The sequence below is a fragment of the Bradyrhizobium sp. SZCCT0231 genome (assembly GCF_018130245.1).
Classification (GTDB): Bacteria; Pseudomonadota; Alphaproteobacteria; order Rhizobiales; family Xanthobacteraceae; genus Bradyrhizobium; species Bradyrhizobium japonicum_F.
Genome location: NZ_JAFCKP010000011.1, coordinates 26071 through 41624 on the forward strand (window position 1 = coordinate 26071; position 15554 = coordinate 41624).

General features: G+C 64.3%; 16 protein-coding genes and 1 riboswitch. Of the genes, 3 read left to right on the top strand and 13 right to left on the bottom strand.

Annotation, left to right across the window (positions count from 1 at the left end):
* Positions 1 to 32: 32 nt before the first annotated feature.
* The 7 genes from JQ566_RS23030 to JQ566_RS23060 form a co-directional block, all read right to left on the bottom strand.
* Positions 33 to 683 carry a hypothetical protein gene (locus JQ566_RS23030; protein WP_212375951.1) on the bottom strand — a complete coding sequence of 217 codons (651 nt, stop codon included), beginning with the start codon at positions 681 to 683 and terminating at the stop codon, positions 33 to 35.
* 446 nt (positions 684 to 1129) lie between these two features.
* Positions 1130 to 3028 carry a phosphomethylpyrimidine synthase ThiC gene (gene thiC, locus JQ566_RS23035; protein ID WP_212375954.1) on the bottom strand — a complete coding sequence of 633 codons (1899 nt, stop codon included), beginning with the start codon at positions 3026 to 3028 and terminating at the stop codon, positions 1130 to 1132.
* 180 nt (positions 3029 to 3208) lie between these two features.
* Positions 3209 to 3817, bottom strand: a complete 609-nt coding sequence (locus JQ566_RS23040; RefSeq protein ID WP_212375957.1) for a thiamine phosphate synthase — start codon at positions 3815 to 3817, stop codon at positions 3209 to 3211.
* Positions 3804 to 4586 (bottom strand): thiazole synthase, encoded by a 783-nt coding sequence (locus JQ566_RS23045; protein WP_212375959.1) that lies wholly within the window; start codon positions 4584 to 4586, stop codon positions 3804 to 3806. Before JQ566_RS23045 ends, JQ566_RS23040 begins: the two co-directional genes overlap by 14 nt.
* A 258-nt stretch (positions 4587 to 4844) precedes the next feature.
* Positions 4845 to 5042: a sulfur carrier protein ThiS gene (gene thiS, locus JQ566_RS23050; RefSeq protein WP_212375962.1), complete on the bottom strand. Its 198-nt coding sequence runs from the start codon at positions 5040 to 5042 to the stop codon at positions 4845 to 4847.
* On the bottom strand, positions 5033 to 6058 hold the full coding sequence (locus tag JQ566_RS23055; protein WP_212375965.1) for an FAD-dependent oxidoreductase: 1026 nt from the start codon (positions 6056 to 6058) through the stop codon (positions 5033 to 5035). Before JQ566_RS23055 ends, thiS begins: the two co-directional genes overlap by 10 nt.
* Positions 6046 to 6174: riboswitch (TPP riboswitch) on the bottom strand. (Overlaps the previous gene by 13 nt.)
* Before the next feature lie 241 nt (positions 6175 to 6415).
* Positions 6416 to 6946, bottom strand: a complete 531-nt coding sequence (locus JQ566_RS23060) for a lytic transglycosylase domain-containing protein (RefSeq protein ID WP_212375968.1) — start codon at positions 6944 to 6946, stop codon at positions 6416 to 6418.
* 227 nt (positions 6947 to 7173) lie between these two features.
* On the opposite strand from JQ566_RS23060, the gene JQ566_RS23065 reads away from it, so the two are divergent.
* Positions 7174 to 7374 (top strand): hypothetical protein, encoded by a 201-nt coding sequence (locus tag JQ566_RS23065; protein ID WP_212375970.1) that lies wholly within the window; start codon positions 7174 to 7176, stop codon positions 7372 to 7374.
* 63 nt (positions 7375 to 7437) lie between these two features.
* On the opposite strand, the gene JQ566_RS23070 is transcribed toward JQ566_RS23065, so the two are convergent.
* Both JQ566_RS23070 and JQ566_RS23075 read right to left on the bottom strand, forming a co-directional pair.
* The gene (locus JQ566_RS23070; protein WP_212375973.1) at positions 7438 to 8760 is read right to left on the bottom strand and encodes an ATP-binding protein; all 1323 of its coding nucleotides are present in this window, start codon (positions 8758 to 8760) and stop codon (positions 7438 to 7440) included.
* A gap of 14 nt (positions 8761 to 8774) precedes the next feature.
* Positions 8775 to 9530: a response regulator gene (locus tag JQ566_RS23075; RefSeq protein WP_212375976.1), complete on the bottom strand. Its 756-nt coding sequence runs from the start codon at positions 9528 to 9530 to the stop codon at positions 8775 to 8777.
* Positions 9531 to 9710: 180 nt separating this feature from the next.
* On the opposite strand from JQ566_RS23075, the gene JQ566_RS23080 reads away from it, so the two are divergent.
* Both JQ566_RS23080 and JQ566_RS23085 read left to right on the top strand, forming a co-directional pair.
* Positions 9711 to 10262 (top strand): hypothetical protein, encoded by a 552-nt coding sequence (locus tag JQ566_RS23080; protein ID WP_212375979.1) that lies wholly within the window; start codon positions 9711 to 9713, stop codon positions 10260 to 10262.
* Between the two features lie 226 nt (positions 10263 to 10488).
* Positions 10489 to 11007 (top strand): PRC-barrel domain-containing protein, encoded by a 519-nt coding sequence (locus tag JQ566_RS23085; RefSeq protein ID WP_212375982.1) that lies wholly within the window; start codon positions 10489 to 10491, stop codon positions 11005 to 11007.
* A gap of 115 nt (positions 11008 to 11122) precedes the next feature.
* Here the strand turns inward: JQ566_RS23085 and JQ566_RS23090 are convergent, their stop codons facing one another.
* The 4 genes from JQ566_RS23090 to JQ566_RS23105 form a co-directional block, all read right to left on the bottom strand.
* Positions 11123 to 11953, bottom strand: a complete 831-nt coding sequence (locus JQ566_RS23090; protein WP_212375985.1) for an ABC transporter permease — start codon at positions 11951 to 11953, stop codon at positions 11123 to 11125.
* Positions 11950 to 13212, bottom strand: coding sequence for an ABC transporter permease (locus JQ566_RS23095; protein WP_212375988.1), 1263 nt, complete (start codon positions 13210 to 13212; stop codon positions 11950 to 11952). The genes JQ566_RS23090 and JQ566_RS23095 overlap by 4 nt, the downstream gene beginning before the upstream one ends.
* A 6-nt stretch (positions 13213 to 13218) precedes the next feature.
* A complete protein-coding gene (locus JQ566_RS23100) occupies positions 13219 to 14268 on the bottom strand; it encodes an ABC transporter substrate-binding protein (RefSeq protein ID WP_212375990.1) in 1050 nt (349 codons plus the stop codon).
* A gap of 65 nt (positions 14269 to 14333) precedes the next feature.
* The gene (locus JQ566_RS23105) at positions 14334 to 15458 is read right to left on the bottom strand and encodes an ABC transporter ATP-binding protein (protein ID WP_212375993.1); all 1125 of its coding nucleotides are present in this window, start codon (positions 15456 to 15458) and stop codon (positions 14334 to 14336) included.
* Positions 15459 to 15554 lie beyond the last annotated feature (96 nt).

Sequence of the window (15554 nt, forward strand, 5' to 3'; positions counted from 1 at the left end):
CATCCGCAAGGCTAACCCACCCTACGAGTTGCCTAGGCTTGCTGCACCATCGTCGATGTAGCGATTCCTCTTAGTTTCAGAAATGACCCTCTATTGAACCGTGGATTCGTCGTTAGGCCAAAATTTGGGTTCGCCTTTAGCCATCGCTTCCGAGCCTTCGCGCGCTTCTCGTTGTCGCGGATGGCATAGATCGTGGTTAGCTCAAAGACAGTCTTCTTTGCGCTAAGTTCGGCCTCAATCACAGCACCTGCCCGATGCGTTTGCGTGTTCGCAAGGCCCATCGCAGTGTAATTCGACAGCGGTACAGGAGTTAAATTCCCCCATCGATCTGAACAAAGCAGGTGTGTCTCCCAGTACATATTGTCGAGATGCCACCACAACCGAATATATTCGTTTAGCTTTGCTGTGTTGATCCGATTGGTATCCTCAACCTCTATGCAGACAACGGACATTGCTTCTTCGTCGATAAACCAGAGGTCAGGGATCATCCCGCCACGCCAGGGTTCACCCTCGCGAAGGAAATCATTCCATGTGAGATTCTCTTCCGCAGAATGCCAGTCGTCCCACTCCCACTCCCATTGGAGGCGTTGGATCGCCCTTCTAAATCCCTTCGTATGAGCCGTTGGAAAATCTCGGCCCAAGAGAAAAATTGTCCGTTCATGAATTGTGTCTTGTTCCCGCATCGCCGATTCCCGAGCTTGTTAGGCGTGAAACGCATCGATGCGAACGTCCCGAATGTAGTTCGGAATAGCGGCGATACCATCCGGTACAGTCAACGTTCCCGGTCGCCCATCCGCTCGCTCTCCCGCAGGATGTCTAAGTTGACCGCAGGCTGCGTAAGCATTTCTATCTTCGAAGCGGACATAACCGTGCCTGTCGAAGAGAACTCCAGGAAAGTCTTGGAGTTGGTCGTACCAACATCCATCCTTGTGATATACCGCGTGAGCCGCGCCAAGCCCCAGCTCCCGATTCAATTTACGCCCTGTAACCTTGGTCATCTGATTTCTCCCGCTGACCTCGACTCGAGACGAATGTTGTTATCTAGAACAAATGGCGAACTCGGTCAAAAGAAAAGAGGCTGAACGATAGTTCAGCCTCTTCGGGAGAAGTTATTCACGGTGTTAACAAGTCACAACACCCGATTGCTCTCCTTCACCTTCTCCGCATCCAGATAAACGCTGCTCCCCATCTCCTTGAACTTCGCGCTCATCCTGGCCATGCCGTCCTCGGCTGTGCCCTGCATCGACATCCCCACCGAGTTCGGATCGTTCAGCGTCGCCGCGTAGTCCCGCACGTCCTGCGTGATCTTCATCGAGCAGAATTTTGGGCCGCACATCGAGCAGAAATGGGCGACCTTGTGGGCTTCCTTCGGCAGGGTCTCGTCGTGGAAGTTCTTCGCAGTATCGGGATCGAGGCCGAGGTTGAACTGGTCGGTCCAGCGGAATTCGAACCGCGCGCGGGAGAGGGCGTCGTCGCGCAGCTGGGCTGCGGGGTGGCCCTTGGCGAGATCGGCGGCGTGGGCGGCGATCTTGTAGGTGATGACGCCGGTCTTGACGTCGTTGCGGTCGGGCAGGCCGAGATGCTCCTTCGGCGTGACGTAGCAGAGCATGGCGCAGCCGAACCAGCCGATCATGGCTGCTCCAATGCCTGAGGTGATGTGGTCGTAGCCCGGCGCGATGTCGGTGGTCAGCGGTCCAAGCGTGTAGAACGGCGCCTCGCCACATTCCTTGAGCTGCTTGTCCATGTTGATCTTGATCTTGTGCATCGGCACATGGCCGGGGCCTTCGATCATGACCTGGCAGCCCTTGTCCCACGCAATCTTCGTCAATTCGCCGAGCGTCTCCAGCTCCGCAAACTGCGCGCGGTCGTTGGCGTCCGCGATCGAGCCCGGGCGCAGGCCGTCGCCGAGCGAGAACGAGACGTCATACTTGCGCATGAGGTCGCAGATCTCGTCGAAATGCGTGTAGAGGAAGCTTTCCTTGTGATGCGCCAGGCACCACTTCGCCATGATCGAGCCGCCGCGGCTGACGATGCCGGTGACGCGGTTGGCGGTGAGGTGGATGTATTGCAGGCGCACGCCGGCGTGGATGGTGAAATAGTCGACGCCCTGCTCGCATTGCTCGATCAGCGTGTCCTTGTAAAGCTCCCAGGTCAGCGCCACCGGATCGCCGTTGCACTTCTCCAGCGCCTGGTAGATCGGCACGGTGCCGATCGGCACCGGCGAGTTGCGCAAGATCCATTCGCGCGTGGTGTGGATGTTGCGGCCCGTCGAGAGGTCCATCACGGTATCGGCACCCCAGCGGATCGCCCACACCATCTTCTCGACCTCTTCCTCGACCGACGAGGTCACCGCCGAGTTGCCGATATTGGCGTTGATCTTGGTCAGGAAGTTGCGGCCGATGATCATCGGCTCGAGCTCGCTGTGGTTGATGTTGGAGGGGATGATGGCGCGGCCGCGCGCGATCTCGTCGCGCACGAACTCCGGCGTGATGAAGGCGGGCACCGAGGCGCCGAAGCTTTCGCCGTCGGAAAGCGCAGCCTCCGCACGCTCGAGCTGTTGCTTCCGACCGAGGTTCTCGCGCGCGGCGACGTAGATCATCTCCTTGGTGACGATGCCGGCGCGGGCGAATTCGAGCTGCGTGATCTTGTGGCCGTCGAGGCCGCGCAGCGGCTTGTGATAGGCCGAGAAGGCGCGCGCGGCCTTGTCGGTGGAGACGCTGCCATTGTCCTCCGGCTTGATCTGCCGGCCCTCATATTCCTCGACGCCGCCGCGCTCCAGCACCCATTGCTTGCGGTTGCGGGCAAGGCCGGCGTTGACGTCGATGGCGACGGACGGATCGGTGTAGGGGCCCGAGGTGTCGTAGACCGGCAGGTTCGGCTCGCCGGCGCCTTCGGAGAGGATGATCTCGCGCAAGGGCACGCGCAGGTCGGGCGCGGCGTCCGGTGTCGCGAAGATCTTGCGCGAGGAGGGAAGGGGGCCGGTGGTGACGGCGGGGACGGTCTTATCGGGGTTGGAGCGGATGTTCATGGGATCCTCCTTAATTCGTTGGTTTCGCTGCGCGAGCGTCGATTACGGCTGTCATCCCCGCGAAAGCGGGGATCCAGTATTCCGAGGCGATGCGGCTGGAGCCGTGAAGCCGCGGCGTACTGGATCGCCCGGTCAAGCCGGGCGATGACAGTTGAGTGTGGGGTGAGAGCGGGACCTGCATCACGCCGCCTCCTTGGATTGGCCGAGCCACTGCCGCACGCGGGCATCGGGGTCGGCGTTCTGGGTGACGTCGGAAACCACGGCAATCGAATCCGCGCCGGCCGCAAAAATCTCCGCGGCGTGCTCGAACTTGATGCCGCCGATCGCGACCAGCGGGATGGTGCCGATGCGCTGCTTCCATTCGGTGATCTTTGCAATGCCCTGCGGCTCGAAGCGCATCGACTTCAAAGTGGTGAAGAAGATCGGGCCGAGCGCGACGTAGTCGGGTTTGGCCGCGAGCGCGGTCGCAAGCTCGTCGTCGTCATGGGTGGAGATGCCGAGCAGAAGGCCGGCCTCGCGGATCGCCTTGAGATCGGCTTCTGCCAGATCCTCCTGGCCGAGATGCAGATATTTTGCACCTGCGACGACCGCCGCGCGCCAATAGTCGTTCACCACGAGCTTGGCCTGCGTACCCTCAGTGATCGCCAGCGCGTCGGTGACGATCTGCAGCGCGTCGGCGTCGTTGAGCTCTTTCGCGCGCAGCTGGATGGTGCCGACGCCGAGCTTGGTCAGGCGTTCGACCCATTGGAGGCTGTCGACGACGGGATAAAAGCGATCAGGATACGGCATGCCAGAACGGGGTCCCAACAACAGGGGTGGAGGGGGAGGCGAAGTCGCGGGCGTTCATCAGCCCGGCCTCGTAAGCGGTGCGCCCGGCTTCGATACCGAGGCGGAAGGCGTTGGCCATCGCGACGGGATCGGCGGCCTTGGCAATGGCCGTATTGAGCAGCACGGCGTCATAGCCGAGCTCGAGCGCCTGCGCGGCGTGCGAGGGCGCCCCGATGCCGGCGTCGACCACCAGCGTGATGTCGGGCAGCCGCTCGCGCAACAGCTTCAGCGCATCGCGGTTGGTGATGCCTTTCGCGCTGCCGATCGGCGCGGCCCACGGCATCACCACCTTGCAGCCGGCGTCGACCAGGCGGTTGGCGACCGAGAGGTCCTCGGTGCAATAGGGGAACACCTCAAAGCCGTCCTTGATCAGGATGGCGGCGGCTTCGACCAGGCCGACGACGTCGGGCTGCAGCGTGTCGTTGTCGGCGATGACTTCGAGCTTGATCCAGCTCGTGCCGAACAATTCGCGTGCGAGCTTTGCCGTCGTCACCGCCTCGCGCACGGTGCGGCAGCCGGCGGTGTTCGGCAGCACGGTGACGTCGAGCTCGCGGATCAGGTTCCAGAACGCATCGCCAGTCTTGCCGCCGGCGGATTCGCGCCGCAGCGACACCGTGACGATGTTGGAGCCGGAGGCGCGGATCGCCGCTTGCATGATCGCCGGCGAGGGATAGAGCGCGCTGCCGATCAGCAGGCGGGAGGCGAAGGTCTTGCCGTAGAAGGTCACCATGTCGGTGTTTCCTCGATTGACGGTGTCATCCCCGCCTAGTGCGCAATTGCGCACGGGGGGGCGGGGATCCAGTACGCCGCGGCAGTGCGGCTGGAACCGTGAAGCTGCGGCGTACTGGATCGCCCGGTCCCGGCTTCGCCAAGGCTTCGCCGAGGCTTCGCTGTGCTGGCGCGCCGAAGCTTTAGCGTAGGCGGCAAGCCGGGCGATGACAGCGGAGTGTGGGGCGTGCGCCAGCGCGACAAATGGACAGCCATCACCTCACCCTCCCTGCCGCGGCGTGATGATCTCGATCTCGTCGCCGGCCTTCAGCGCGGTCTCGGCCCAGCGGCTTTTCGGCACGACGTCGTAATTGAGCGCGATGGCGAAATGGGTGCCTTCATAGTCGAGCTCGGTGAGCAGCGCGTCGACGCTGGCCGCGCTCACCTCGCGCTGCTCGCCGTTGACGATCAGAAGCACTGCATCACCTCGTTGTCGATCTGGCCGCGCTGGACATAGGCAAGGGTCAGCTCGGCGAGAACAGGCGCGATCAGGAAGCCGTGGCGGTAGAGGCCGTTGACGCTGATCCTGCCACCGCGAATGCCGATGCGCGGCAGATTGTCGGGATAGGCGGGACGAAGCCCCGAGCCGAATTCGACGATGCGGGCCTCGCCGAAGGCCGGATGCACCGTATAGGCCGCGCCCAAGAGCTCCAACGCCGAGCGCACGCTGACGCCGGTGTCCTCCGCCTCGATCGAGGTCGCGCCCAGCATGAACAGGCCGTTCTCGCGCGGGATCACGTAGAGCGGCCAGCGCGGATGGATCAGCCGCACCGGGCGCGCCAGCTGCACCTCGCAGGTTTCGATCAGGATCATCTCGCCCTTGACGCCGCGAAGCTCAGGTTGCTCCTCGCGGGCACCGAGACCCCGGCAGTCGATCACGATGCCCTCGGGATTCAGGTTTGCGAGATCGTTTGCGGTGACGTCGCTGCAAAACCTGATGGTGCCGCCGGCGGCGCGGATGCGCTCGTGCAGCTGCGGCAGCACGCGGCGCGGCTCGACATGGCCCTCGGCCGGGAAGAATAGCGCGTCGCGGAAGCGGCCCTCCAGCGAGGGCTCGAGCTCGGCGAGGCCTGAGGCATCGAGCCGGCGGTGATCCTCGGTCATGCGCGCAAAGCGTTCGAAATCGTTGCGCTCGCGCGGATGGGCGACGACGAGCGAGCCGTTGAAAGGCGTGTCGGGCAGCTCGCGCCGCCAAATGTCGAGCGAGCGCAGCCCCAGGCGGCTGATGATGGGTTCTGCGACCTCGGCCTCGCAATAGGGCGCGAGCATGCCGCCGGCCCAATGGCTGGTGGCATCCGTCATCGCCTCGTCACCGCGCTCGTGCAAGGTCACGGCGTGACCGGCCTGTGCGAACAGCAGGGCCTGCCATGCGCCCGCAATGCCTGCGCCGATGATGGAAACCGGTGAATCCGGTCGCTTGGTGGTCTGCAACATCCCTGTCCCTTCGCCGGCATGACCCGGATCAGGTTCAAAGGGTCACCGCGGTCCTGGGCCGAATTGCCCATTTAGCGGTATCTCAGCTCCTCCTCGGAGCACCCCTCGGAACGGGTCTAATGTATGCCAGCGGGGCGGGGTGGTCAACGCGTGTTGCCGGGAACCCGAGCGTGCCCCGGACGCGATGCAGCGCGCCCCTGGCGATGCGAAGCATCGTCCAGTGCGGCGTGATGCTTCGCAGAGCCGGGGCCCATGTTTGCGGAGGGCTGGGTCCCGGCTCTGCGACGCAACGCCATCAGCGCGTTTACGCGCGTCTTCGACGCGCTATGGCGTTGCGTCTTGTCCGGGACACGAAAACTACTTCAGGGCCTGTGCGCGCGCATTGCGCACGTGCTGGGCGAGCTTCTTACGCGACGTGCCGAACATCGGCTGCGGGTTGCCGTTCGGCTCCAGCCATCTCTCGCCAGCATTGGCGACCTGCATGGCCTCCTGGCGCTGGCGCTTTGCAGCGTAGTAATAGCCGCCCGCGAAATAACGCACAGCTCGGGCGTGGTCGCCATTGGCGGCGCGATAGGCGCCGGCGAGGTACTTGACCGCACAAGTGAGGTTGGTGTTGGGATCGCGCAGGCCGGCGGCGTCGCCGGTGTAGCCGACCCCGCGGGCGGTCGCGAGCTTGATCTGCATCAGCCCGATGGTGCCGCCACGGCCGACGAGGTGCGGCTGATAGCGGCTTTCGCGCATGATGACGCGATGCACCAGCGCCTCCGGCACGCCGTTGGCGCGGGCATGGGCTGCGACCATCTCGGCGTATTCGGCTTCGCCCGCGAATGCGGCCTGCGTCATCATCAGCCCTGCCGCAGCGAGCACGGCAATACGTAAAATTTTCATTGAATATTCCTCGGCAGAACGGACTGCACCCTCGCGCGTTAGGCCGTGGGAACACGGCGATGATGTGGCGAAATGTCACCAGCGGCGATTTTCGCCGGGCCGTCGCTTTTACGACTTAAACATGGGTCAAGTTTGTAGCTGGTGGAGCGCCTTACGCGACAGCGGGTCTGTCGGTTCGCGCATTCGCCCAAAATCGCTGATCAAAACCAGCACTCGGGAGGACGTCCATGACCCCAGCAGACATCGACGACATTCCCAAGCAGAACCCTTGTGCACAATGTGGCACACCGATCCCGTTCCCAGACTGGATCGAGCCGGGCGAAGGCCGCGTTTCCTATCTCTGGAAGTGCCAGGCCTGCGGCTACCGCTTCGAGGCGGTCGCGATCTTCGATAAGCACGCGATCGAGCATCCGCCGCTCGCCGCCTGAATTGCTGGCCTAAGGGCGCATGATCTCTTCGGAAAACCGCTACACACTTTTCCGGATCATGCGCTAAGCCGCCAGCCGCGGCGCCTGCGAGACCGGCAATTGCATCCGCACGATCAAGCCATGCGGCGTGCGGTCGTGCAGCGACAGCTCGCCGCCATGGGCGAGTGCGATCGCGTGCGCGATCGAGAGGCCGAGCCCGAAGCCGGTGGACTCGTCCATGGTGCGCGCGTCGTCGCCGCGCACGAACGGCTCCAGCATCTCCTGCTTGCGCGCATCCGAAATGCCGGGGCCGTCGTCCTCGACGTCGATGACGAGCGTGGTGTCCGAGACCTCGAGGCGGATCGTCACCTCGGCGCCGAAGCGCACCGCGTTCTCGACCAGGTTGGTGACGCCGCGATGCAGATCGTCGGGCCGCGCGACGGCGGTCGCGGACACCGGCCCGTCATAATGCACGACATGGCCCATGTCGCCGAACTGGTCGGCGACGAGCTGGAGCGTGCTGGCGATGTCGACCAGCGTCACCGCCTCGATCTTGCGGTCGTTGCGCAAGAGCGACAGCACCGATTCCAGCATCGCGCGCATCTGGTCGAGATCGATCAGCATGCGCTTGCGGTTGCCCTCGTCCTCGATGAACTCGGCGCGCAGGCGCAGCCGCGTGATCGGCGTGCGCAGATCGTGGCTGATCGCGGCCAGCATCCGCGTGCGATCCGACATCAGCCGCGCGATCCGCTCGTGCATGCGGTTGAGCGCGCGCGCCACCGAGCGGATCTCTTCCGGGCCGCGCTCGGGCAACGGCTCGGCGGTGCCGTCGAGGCTGAAGTTCTCGGCGGCCTTGGCGAAGGACGACAGCGGCCTCGTCAGCGCACGCGCCGCCCACAGGCCAAGCACGGTGACGCAGATGAAGGCGCTCATCAGCGCGGTCAGCCAGGGCCCGCCCCAGAACCACGGCCGCGGGGCGCCTTCGACATGGCCGGCGATCACGGTCCCGTCGGGCAATTGCACGCCGACGCGGCGCGTATTCCCGTCCGAGGCAAGCTGCACGGCCTTGAAGCCCCGGCCGAGATGACGGCGCATCCCGTAAAGGTGCGGACCGTCGCTCTTCTCGACGATCGCAGTGCCGGGCGCCAGCATCTCGATGCCGAGGCCGGGGAAGGCGCGCGCAAGATCGGTGACGAGGCGCGGCCGCTCGCCGGGCTCGGCCGCGCCGAGCAGCAGGGCGGCATCGGTCAATTGACGGGCGCCGTCCGGTGGCCCATCCGGGCGGTCCGGCCGGCTGATCAGGAAAGCGGCGGTGACGACGAGATGGAGCGCGACGGTCGACGCCAGCACCAGCGCGGCAATCTGCCCACTGATCCCCTTGAGGTGGAGGAACCCGAACGGCTTCATCGTCGGCATCCCCTTCAGCTGCTCAGGGGCCGCGCAACCGCTTCAGTGCTTGCTGCTTCCGTTCTCGGCGTGAACAAATAGCCGCCGGAGCGCACCGTCTTGATGAGGGTGGGATCGGCCGGATTGGGCTCGATCTTGCGGCGGATGCGGCTGACCAGCACGTCGATGGAGCGCTCGAACGAGCCGGTGTTGCGGCCCTGCGTGAGGTCGAGCAGGCTGTCGCGCGACAGCACGCGGCCGGGCCGCTCGCAGAACGTCCTGAGCAGATCGAACTCGGCGCTGGTCACCGCGACGCGCGCGCCTTCGGGATTGCGCAATTCGCGCAGGCGCAGATCGATGCGCCAGCCTTCGAAGGCGAGTGCGGAGGCGCCCGCGATCGTGCTCGCCGCCTGCGCCGCGGCCTGGCGGCGCAGCACCGCGTTGATGCGGGCGAGCAGCTCGCGCGGATTGAACGGCTTCGGCAGATAGTCGTCCGCGCCCATCTCGAGGCCGACGATACGATCGACGTCCTCGCCGCGCGCGGTCAGCATGATGATCGGCGTCTGCGATTCGGCGCGCACCTTGCGGCACAGGCTGAGGCCGTCCTCGCCAGGCAGCATGACATCGAGAATGATGAGGTCGACGCGGTGATCGGCCATGGCGCGAGACATCTCGCGGCCGTCGCTCACGGCGGTGACGTTGCAGGCATTGTTGCGCAGGTACTTCGCAATCAACGTCCGGGTTTCGCGGTCGTCCTCGACGACCAGGATGTTGGGATTGGGAATGGCCATGCGGTTTGTTTGTCCGAGATTCAGGCCAAATGGCGAAGATTTTTGTTTCAGAGTGTTTCCAGAAGCCCCGTCGCAATACCGGGACATGACAGGCGGCGGAGCGGCAAGATCCCATTAAGGCCGTTAACCTTACCGTGGCGCCGTTCGCCACGAAACCCCGCAAGAACCCACGGAGCCATCATGACCTCGATTTCGGCGGCCTCCGCCGGCAGCTATCAATCGCCGCTCCAGCGGCTTCAGCTGGAATTGCAATCGCAAGTGTCCGCAGGCACGGTCTCGTCGTCGGACCAGTCCGCGCTCTCGACGGCGCTGACGGATATCGACACGGCGCTCCAGCAAAGCCGGTCGAGCGACCAGTCGAGTGGCACGCGTCCCTCCAAGGACGAGATGCAGTCGAAGATCGACGACCTCATCTCGAACGAGGTGTCGAACGGGACGCTGACCTCCGACCAGGCCGAGGAGCTGAAAAGCGTGTTTCAGTCCGCCTTCGCGGGTGGACCGGGTGGCGCAGGCGGCCCGCCGCCCGGTCCGCCGCCGGACGACGACTCTTCGGATTCGACGACGACGGACTCGACGAGCAGCAGCTCGACGGACCAGACCACGGCCGAGATCCTCCAGCAGTTCCTGCAGGCGCTGCAACAGTCGCAATCGTCGGCGTCGTCCTACGGCGCCAGCGGCAGTTCATCAGGCAGCTCGAATTTCTCCGCGCTTCTGATCGACTACAAGAGCTGACCTCGCGCGACGCGGGTCGGCGCGGTCCTCGCCGCGGTCGTGCTTCACCCCAGGGCGTATGATCGTCGGCGGGGAACCGTGCATCGCAAAATGTTCCTGAGTGACGCAGGAACAAGCCTTGTGGATGCTCCGCTCGCGCATTGCGCGACGAAATTGCGGCGCGCACGGAACTGCGCGTGATCAGCGCTGTTTTCTCCGCACAAGGTTTTCGTAAGGAGAGGACAACATGATGAAATCGATCGTTGCCGGCCTTGCCGGCACAGCACTGCTTGCGACCGCAGCGTTCGCGCAAGCGCCGACCGCCACCACCGACAAGGCGCCGACCGCGGCCACCGCCACGACGACGAGCGCGTCCGACCAGTGGCGCGCGTCGAAAATGTCGGGCGTGAAGGTCTATAACGAGGCCAACGAGAACATCGGCTCGATCAACGACCTCTTGATGGACAAGAGCGGCGCCATCAAGATCGCCGTGATCGGCGTCGGCGGCTTCCTCGGCATGGGCGAGCATCAGGTTGCGGTGCCCTACGAGAAGCTGAAGTTCGTCAACGAGCCCGTCGCCTACAGCGGCACAGCGGCCACCAGCCCGCCCGGTCGGCCGGCCACGACCACGACGACCGGCGCAGCGACCGGAACCGACAAGACCGCGGCGACGCCGCCCGCGCCGAAATGGTATCCGGACCACGCCGTGTTCAACGCGAGCAAGGACGAGCTGAAGAACATGCCCGCGTTCAAGTACGCGGAGTAATGCGGCTCGCGTAACTGCCCAAACGAAGCGCGCCCGGTTTTCACTGGGCGCGCCGTCGTGTCCTTCTTCTTTCGCCTCGCGAACAAGAGAGGAGAAGGAAGAAGAACGCCGCCGGTCACGCGCCGCCCGCCTTGAGCCGTTCGTTGCGCCGGCGCAAGGCTTCCAGGGTGGCGAGGAGGATGACCGAGACCGTCGTCAAAATCACCGCCGCTGCCGTGATGGTCGGGCTGATGTTCTCGCGGATGCCGCTGAACATCTCGCGCGGCAGGGTGCGCTGCTCGGGACCTGCCATGAACAGCACGATCACCACCTCGTCGAAACTGGTCGCGAAGGCGAACAGCGCGCCTGACGCGAGGCCGGGCAGGATCAGCGGCAGGATCACGCGGCGGAATGCGTAGAATGGCGAGGCGCCGAGCGAGGCGGCGGCGCGTGCCAGATTGGTGTCGAAGCTCTGCAGCGTCGCGCCGACCGTGATCACCACGAAGGGCGTCGCCAGCGCGGTGTGGGCCAGGATCAGGCCGAGATAGCTGCCGGTCAGTCCGATCGGCGCGAAGAAGAAATACAGGCCCACCGCAGTGATGACACCGGGCACGACGACCGGCGAGAGCACGAAAGCCAGCACGAGCGGTTTGAACCGGCTCTTCCACTGTGCCAGCCCCAGCGCGGCCAGCGTGCCAAGCACCATCGACAAAATGGTCGAGGCGACGCCGATGATCATGCTGTTCTTCAGCGAATTCATCCAGCGCGGCGAATTGATGAAGTCGTCGTACCAGCGCAAGGAGAGGCCCGGCAGGGGATAGGTCAGGTACGAGCTAGAACTGAAGGACAGCGGCATGATCGCAAGGATTGGCGCGATCAGGAAGATGAACACCAGTGTGGAGATGGCGATGGTCGCGGTCCACGCGATGCGCTGGCTGGGCGTGCGCAAGGAGGAATTGTCGCTCAATTCTTCATCCCTCCCGTGACCTGCCGGCCCTGCACCAGCTTGCCGTAGACGAGAGCGAGCAGAAGCGTGGCCAGCAGCAGCACCGCACCCAGCGCCGAAGCAAGGCCCCAATTGGCGGTCTCGGTCGTGTAGAGCGCGATGAAGTAGCTGATCATCTGGTCGGCGGCGCCGCCGACCAGTGCCGGTGTGATGTAATAGCCGAGCGCCAGGATGAAGACGAGCAGGCTTCCGGCGCCGATGCCGGGCAGGGTCTGCGGCAGGTAGATGCGCAGGAAGGCGGCGAGGGGCGGCGCACCGAGCGAGGCGGCGGCACGCATGTAGGCAGGCGAGATTGCCTTCATGCTGCTGTAGAGCGGCAGGATCATGAACGGCAGCAGAACGTGGGTCATGGCCACGCAGACACCGAAGCGATTGTAGATCAGGCGGAGCGGCTCGTCGATGATGCCAAGCCAGTGCAGGCTGTCGTTCACGACGCCCTTGCTCTGCAGCAGGACGATCCAGGCGCAAGTGCGGACCAGAAGCGACGTCCAGAACGGCAGCAGCACGAAGATCATCAGCAGGTTCGACCGGGCCGGCGGCAGCGTCGCCAAGAGGTAAGCGACCGGGAAGCCGAGGATCAGGCAGAGTGCCGTGACACTGATGCTGATGAGGAAGGTGCGGGCGAAAATGTCGCGGTAGATGGCCTGATCCGGCGGGGCCGCGACGATCGTGCCGTCCGCGTTCCTGACAAGGTCGAGCGCCGCCAGCAGGTAGAAACCGGTCACCGGGCCGCTAGCGTCCTTGATCGTCGTCCAGGTCGTGCGTTCGCGCCAGGCCGGATTGATCTTGCCCAGCGTCTCCCTGGCCGTCCCTCGTTCCGGCACCGCCTTCAGATTGCGGGCTGTGCTGGTCAGGATCGTGCGAAAACCGTTGAGTGCGTAGTTGAGCCGCTTGGCTGCAATCGCAATGGTGCCGGCGGCGCGCGCCGCCAGGATGTCGCTTGCCAGCGCCGCATAGGCGTTTTCATCCGGCAGGTCCGTGCCGTCCCAGCTGGCGAGAGCAGCGACTGTTTGCGGCAGGACCTGGCGCACCTCCCTGTCCTCGACCGAGCGCCACAGCATGCCGGCAATGGGGCCAGCGAAAGTGAAGAGCAGGAAGACGAGAAGCGGCAGGACCAGCACCAATGCCTTGACCTGGCGTGTCCGCTCCGCACGCCTCAATCGGCGTTTGAGCGGCACCTCGGTCGACGCATTGGCGCCGGTCAAGAGCGCGTTCACCATTGGTTGCTATTTCGCGGCCCATTTGTTGAAGCGCTCGGTCAGGCGGTCGATGTTCTCGAGCCAGAAGCCGACGTTGATCTCGACCGCGTTCTTGATGTTGTCAGGCGCTGTCGGAAGGTCCTTCAGAACGGCGGGCGCGAGCCGGCCGGCGGCGTCCTTGTTCGAAGTGCCATAGGCGATGTTCTCCGACAGTTTCGACTGGTTCTCCGCCTTGCCGACGAAGTCCAGGAACTTGTAGGCCGCGTCCTTGTTCGGGCTGCCCTTCAGGATGACCCAGCTGTCGAGGGTGAAGAGCGCGCCGTCCCACACCATGCCGAAGTTCTTCTTTTCGTTCTTGTTCGCGGTGTCGATGCGGCCATTGTAGACCGAGGTCATCGCCACCTCGCCGGAGGCGAGCAATTGCGGCGGCTGCGCGCCGGCCTTCCACCAGACGATGTCGCCCTTGATGGTGTCGAGCTTCTTGAAGGCGCGCTCGACGCCTTCGTCGGTCGCCAGCACCTTGTAGACGTCCTTCGGTGCGACGCCGTCGGCCATGAGGGCGATCTCCAGCGTGGTCTTCGGGCCCTGACGCAGGGCGCGCTTGCCCGGAATCTTCTTGGTGTCGAAGAAGTCGGCCCAGCCTTTCGGGGCCTCCTTCAGCTTGTCCTTGTCGTAGCCGAGCACGAAATCGTAGAGGATGGCGCCGACGCCGCAAGGATTGACCGACGGCGGGATATAGGCGGCCTCGCCGCCGATCTTGGAATAGTCCAGCTTCTCGAACAGGCCTTCCTCGCAGCCGACCGCGAGCTCGTCGCTCTCGACCTGGACGACGTCCCAGGTGGAGGCACCTCCCTGCACCTTGGCGCGCAACACGCCGACGCCGCCGTCCCAGGATTCGTCGTTCATCGCAGCGCCGGACGCTTTCTTGAACGGCTCGAAGTAAACCTTCTTCTGCGCATCCTGATACGCGCCGCCCCATGATACGACGGTGAGGTCACGCGCCTCTGCGACCGTGGCCAGCGCGGCGCTGGCGCTGAACGCCGCGGCGAAACCAAGAGCAATCTTGCGCTTCAGCATGGTCTTCGTTCCTTCTTCATGTGAGTTGCGTCGACATTGATTGTTTCAGCTCCGCTGCCGGTAGATCAGACGGGATCGAGGGCGAGGCAGTCCTCGGGGCGGAAGGTGATGAATACGGTTTCGCCAGGTCTTAGGCTGCCATGTTTCAGGCTCTCATGCGCTCCCGATTGAAGCTTGACCATGAATTCGCCGTTGCCGGCGACATCGAGCACGGCCAGCGCGTGGTCGCCGAGATAGATGGTGTTCTGCACTTTTGCCGGCAGCCGGTTCGGTCCTTCGCTGGCGCTGCCATCCGGAACAATCGCGACACGCTCCGGCCGCACCGACAGGGAGGTCGATGCGCCCGCGCCTGACACGTTGACCGCCCGTGCGGTCACGGTGCCGCCGCCGGCCAGCGCGACGCGGCAATAGTCCCTTTCGACGGTTTCCACGGTGCCGGCGAGCACATTGTTCTCGCCGATGAAGTGGGCGACGAAGCTGTTCACCGGATGCTCATACAGCGCGTCGGGCCGGTCGATCTGCTGCACGATGCCGTCGTTGAACACGGCGATGCGGTCCGACATGGTGAGCGCTTCACTCTGATCGTGAGTGACGTAGACGATCGTGATGCCCATCGCCTCGTGCAGTTGCTTGATCTCCAGCTGCATCTGCTCCCGCAGACGCTTGTCCAGCGCGCCCAAGGGCTCGTCCATCAGCACGAGCTGCGGATTGAAGACCAGCGCGCGGGCCAGCGCCACGCGCTGCTGCTGACCGCCGGACAATTGTCCGGGCCGCCGGTGCGCAAGAGTTTCCATCTTGATCATGCGCAGCGCCGCCCTCACGCGCTCCTGCGTTTCCGCCTTGCTCGACTTGCGAACCGATAGCGGGAAGGCGATGTTTTCCGCGATCGTCAGGTGCGGAAACAGCGCGTAGTTCTGGAACACCATGCCGATGTCGCGCTTGTGCGGCGGCACGTTCTTGATCGGGCGGTCCGCGAGATAGATCTCGCCAAGGGTCGGCACCTCGAAACCGGCCAGCATCATCAGCGTCGTCGTCTTGCCCGAGCCCGACGGGCCGAGCAGGGTGATGAACTCGCCCTTCCTGATGTCGAGATCGAGGTTCTTCACCACGAGATGCTCGCCATCATAGGTCTTCTGAATGCCGGAAAAACGCACCAGCGCCGGCGCGGCTGTGACCATGCCGGCTTCCATGTTGTCCTCGCGTTGTCCCCTACAATGCCGTGCGAGATTAGCATCCTGCGGCGAGAATGCCAGCGGCGCAAGCGACGAAGAGGCGTGCGGGCCCCG

Excerpts from the sequence above, each read along its gene's own strand:
- JQ566_RS23075 (WP_212375976.1), bottom strand. The coding sequence starts at position 9,530 with ATGGCCATTCCCAATCCCAACATCCTGGTCGTCGAGGACGACCGCGAA.
- JQ566_RS23045 (WP_212375959.1), bottom strand. The coding sequence starts at position 4,586 with ATGGTGACCTTCTACGGCAAGACCTTCGCCTCCCGCCTGCTGATCGGC.
- thiC (WP_212375954.1), bottom strand. The coding sequence starts at position 3,028 with ATGAACATCCGCTCCAACCCCGATAAGACCGTCCCCGCCGTCACCACC.
- JQ566_RS23080 (WP_212375979.1), top strand. The coding sequence starts at position 9,711 with ATGACCTCGATTTCGGCGGCCTCCGCCGGCAGCTATCAATCGCCGCTC.
- JQ566_RS23055 (WP_212375965.1), bottom strand. The coding sequence starts at position 6,058 with ATGTTGCAGACCACCAAGCGACCGGATTCACCGGTTTCCATCATCGGC.
- JQ566_RS23040 (WP_212375957.1), bottom strand. The coding sequence starts at position 3,817 with ATGCCGTATCCTGATCGCTTTTATCCCGTCGTCGACAGCCTCCAATGG.
- JQ566_RS23085 (WP_212375982.1), top strand. The coding sequence starts at position 10,489 with ATGATGAAATCGATCGTTGCCGGCCTTGCCGGCACAGCACTGCTTGCG.
- JQ566_RS23060 (WP_212375968.1), bottom strand. The coding sequence starts at position 6,946 with ATGAAAATTTTACGTATTGCCGTGCTCGCTGCGGCAGGGCTGATGATG.
- JQ566_RS23105 (WP_212375993.1), bottom strand. The coding sequence starts at position 15,458 with ATGGAAGCCGGCATGGTCACAGCCGCGCCGGCGCTGGTGCGTTTTTCC.
- JQ566_RS23070 (WP_212375973.1), bottom strand. The coding sequence starts at position 8,760 with ATGAAGCCGTTCGGGTTCCTCCACCTCAAGGGGATCAGTGGGCAGATT.
- JQ566_RS23100 (WP_212375990.1), bottom strand. The coding sequence starts at position 14,268 with ATGCTGAAGCGCAAGATTGCTCTTGGTTTCGCCGCGGCGTTCAGCGCC.
- JQ566_RS23065 (WP_212375970.1), top strand. The coding sequence starts at position 7,174 with ATGACCCCAGCAGACATCGACGACATTCCCAAGCAGAACCCTTGTGCA.
- JQ566_RS23030 (WP_212375951.1), bottom strand. The coding sequence starts at position 683 with ATGCGGGAACAAGACACAATTCATGAACGGACAATTTTTCTCTTGGGC.
- JQ566_RS23095 (WP_212375988.1), bottom strand. The coding sequence starts at position 13,212 with ATGGTGAACGCGCTCTTGACCGGCGCCAATGCGTCGACCGAGGTGCCG.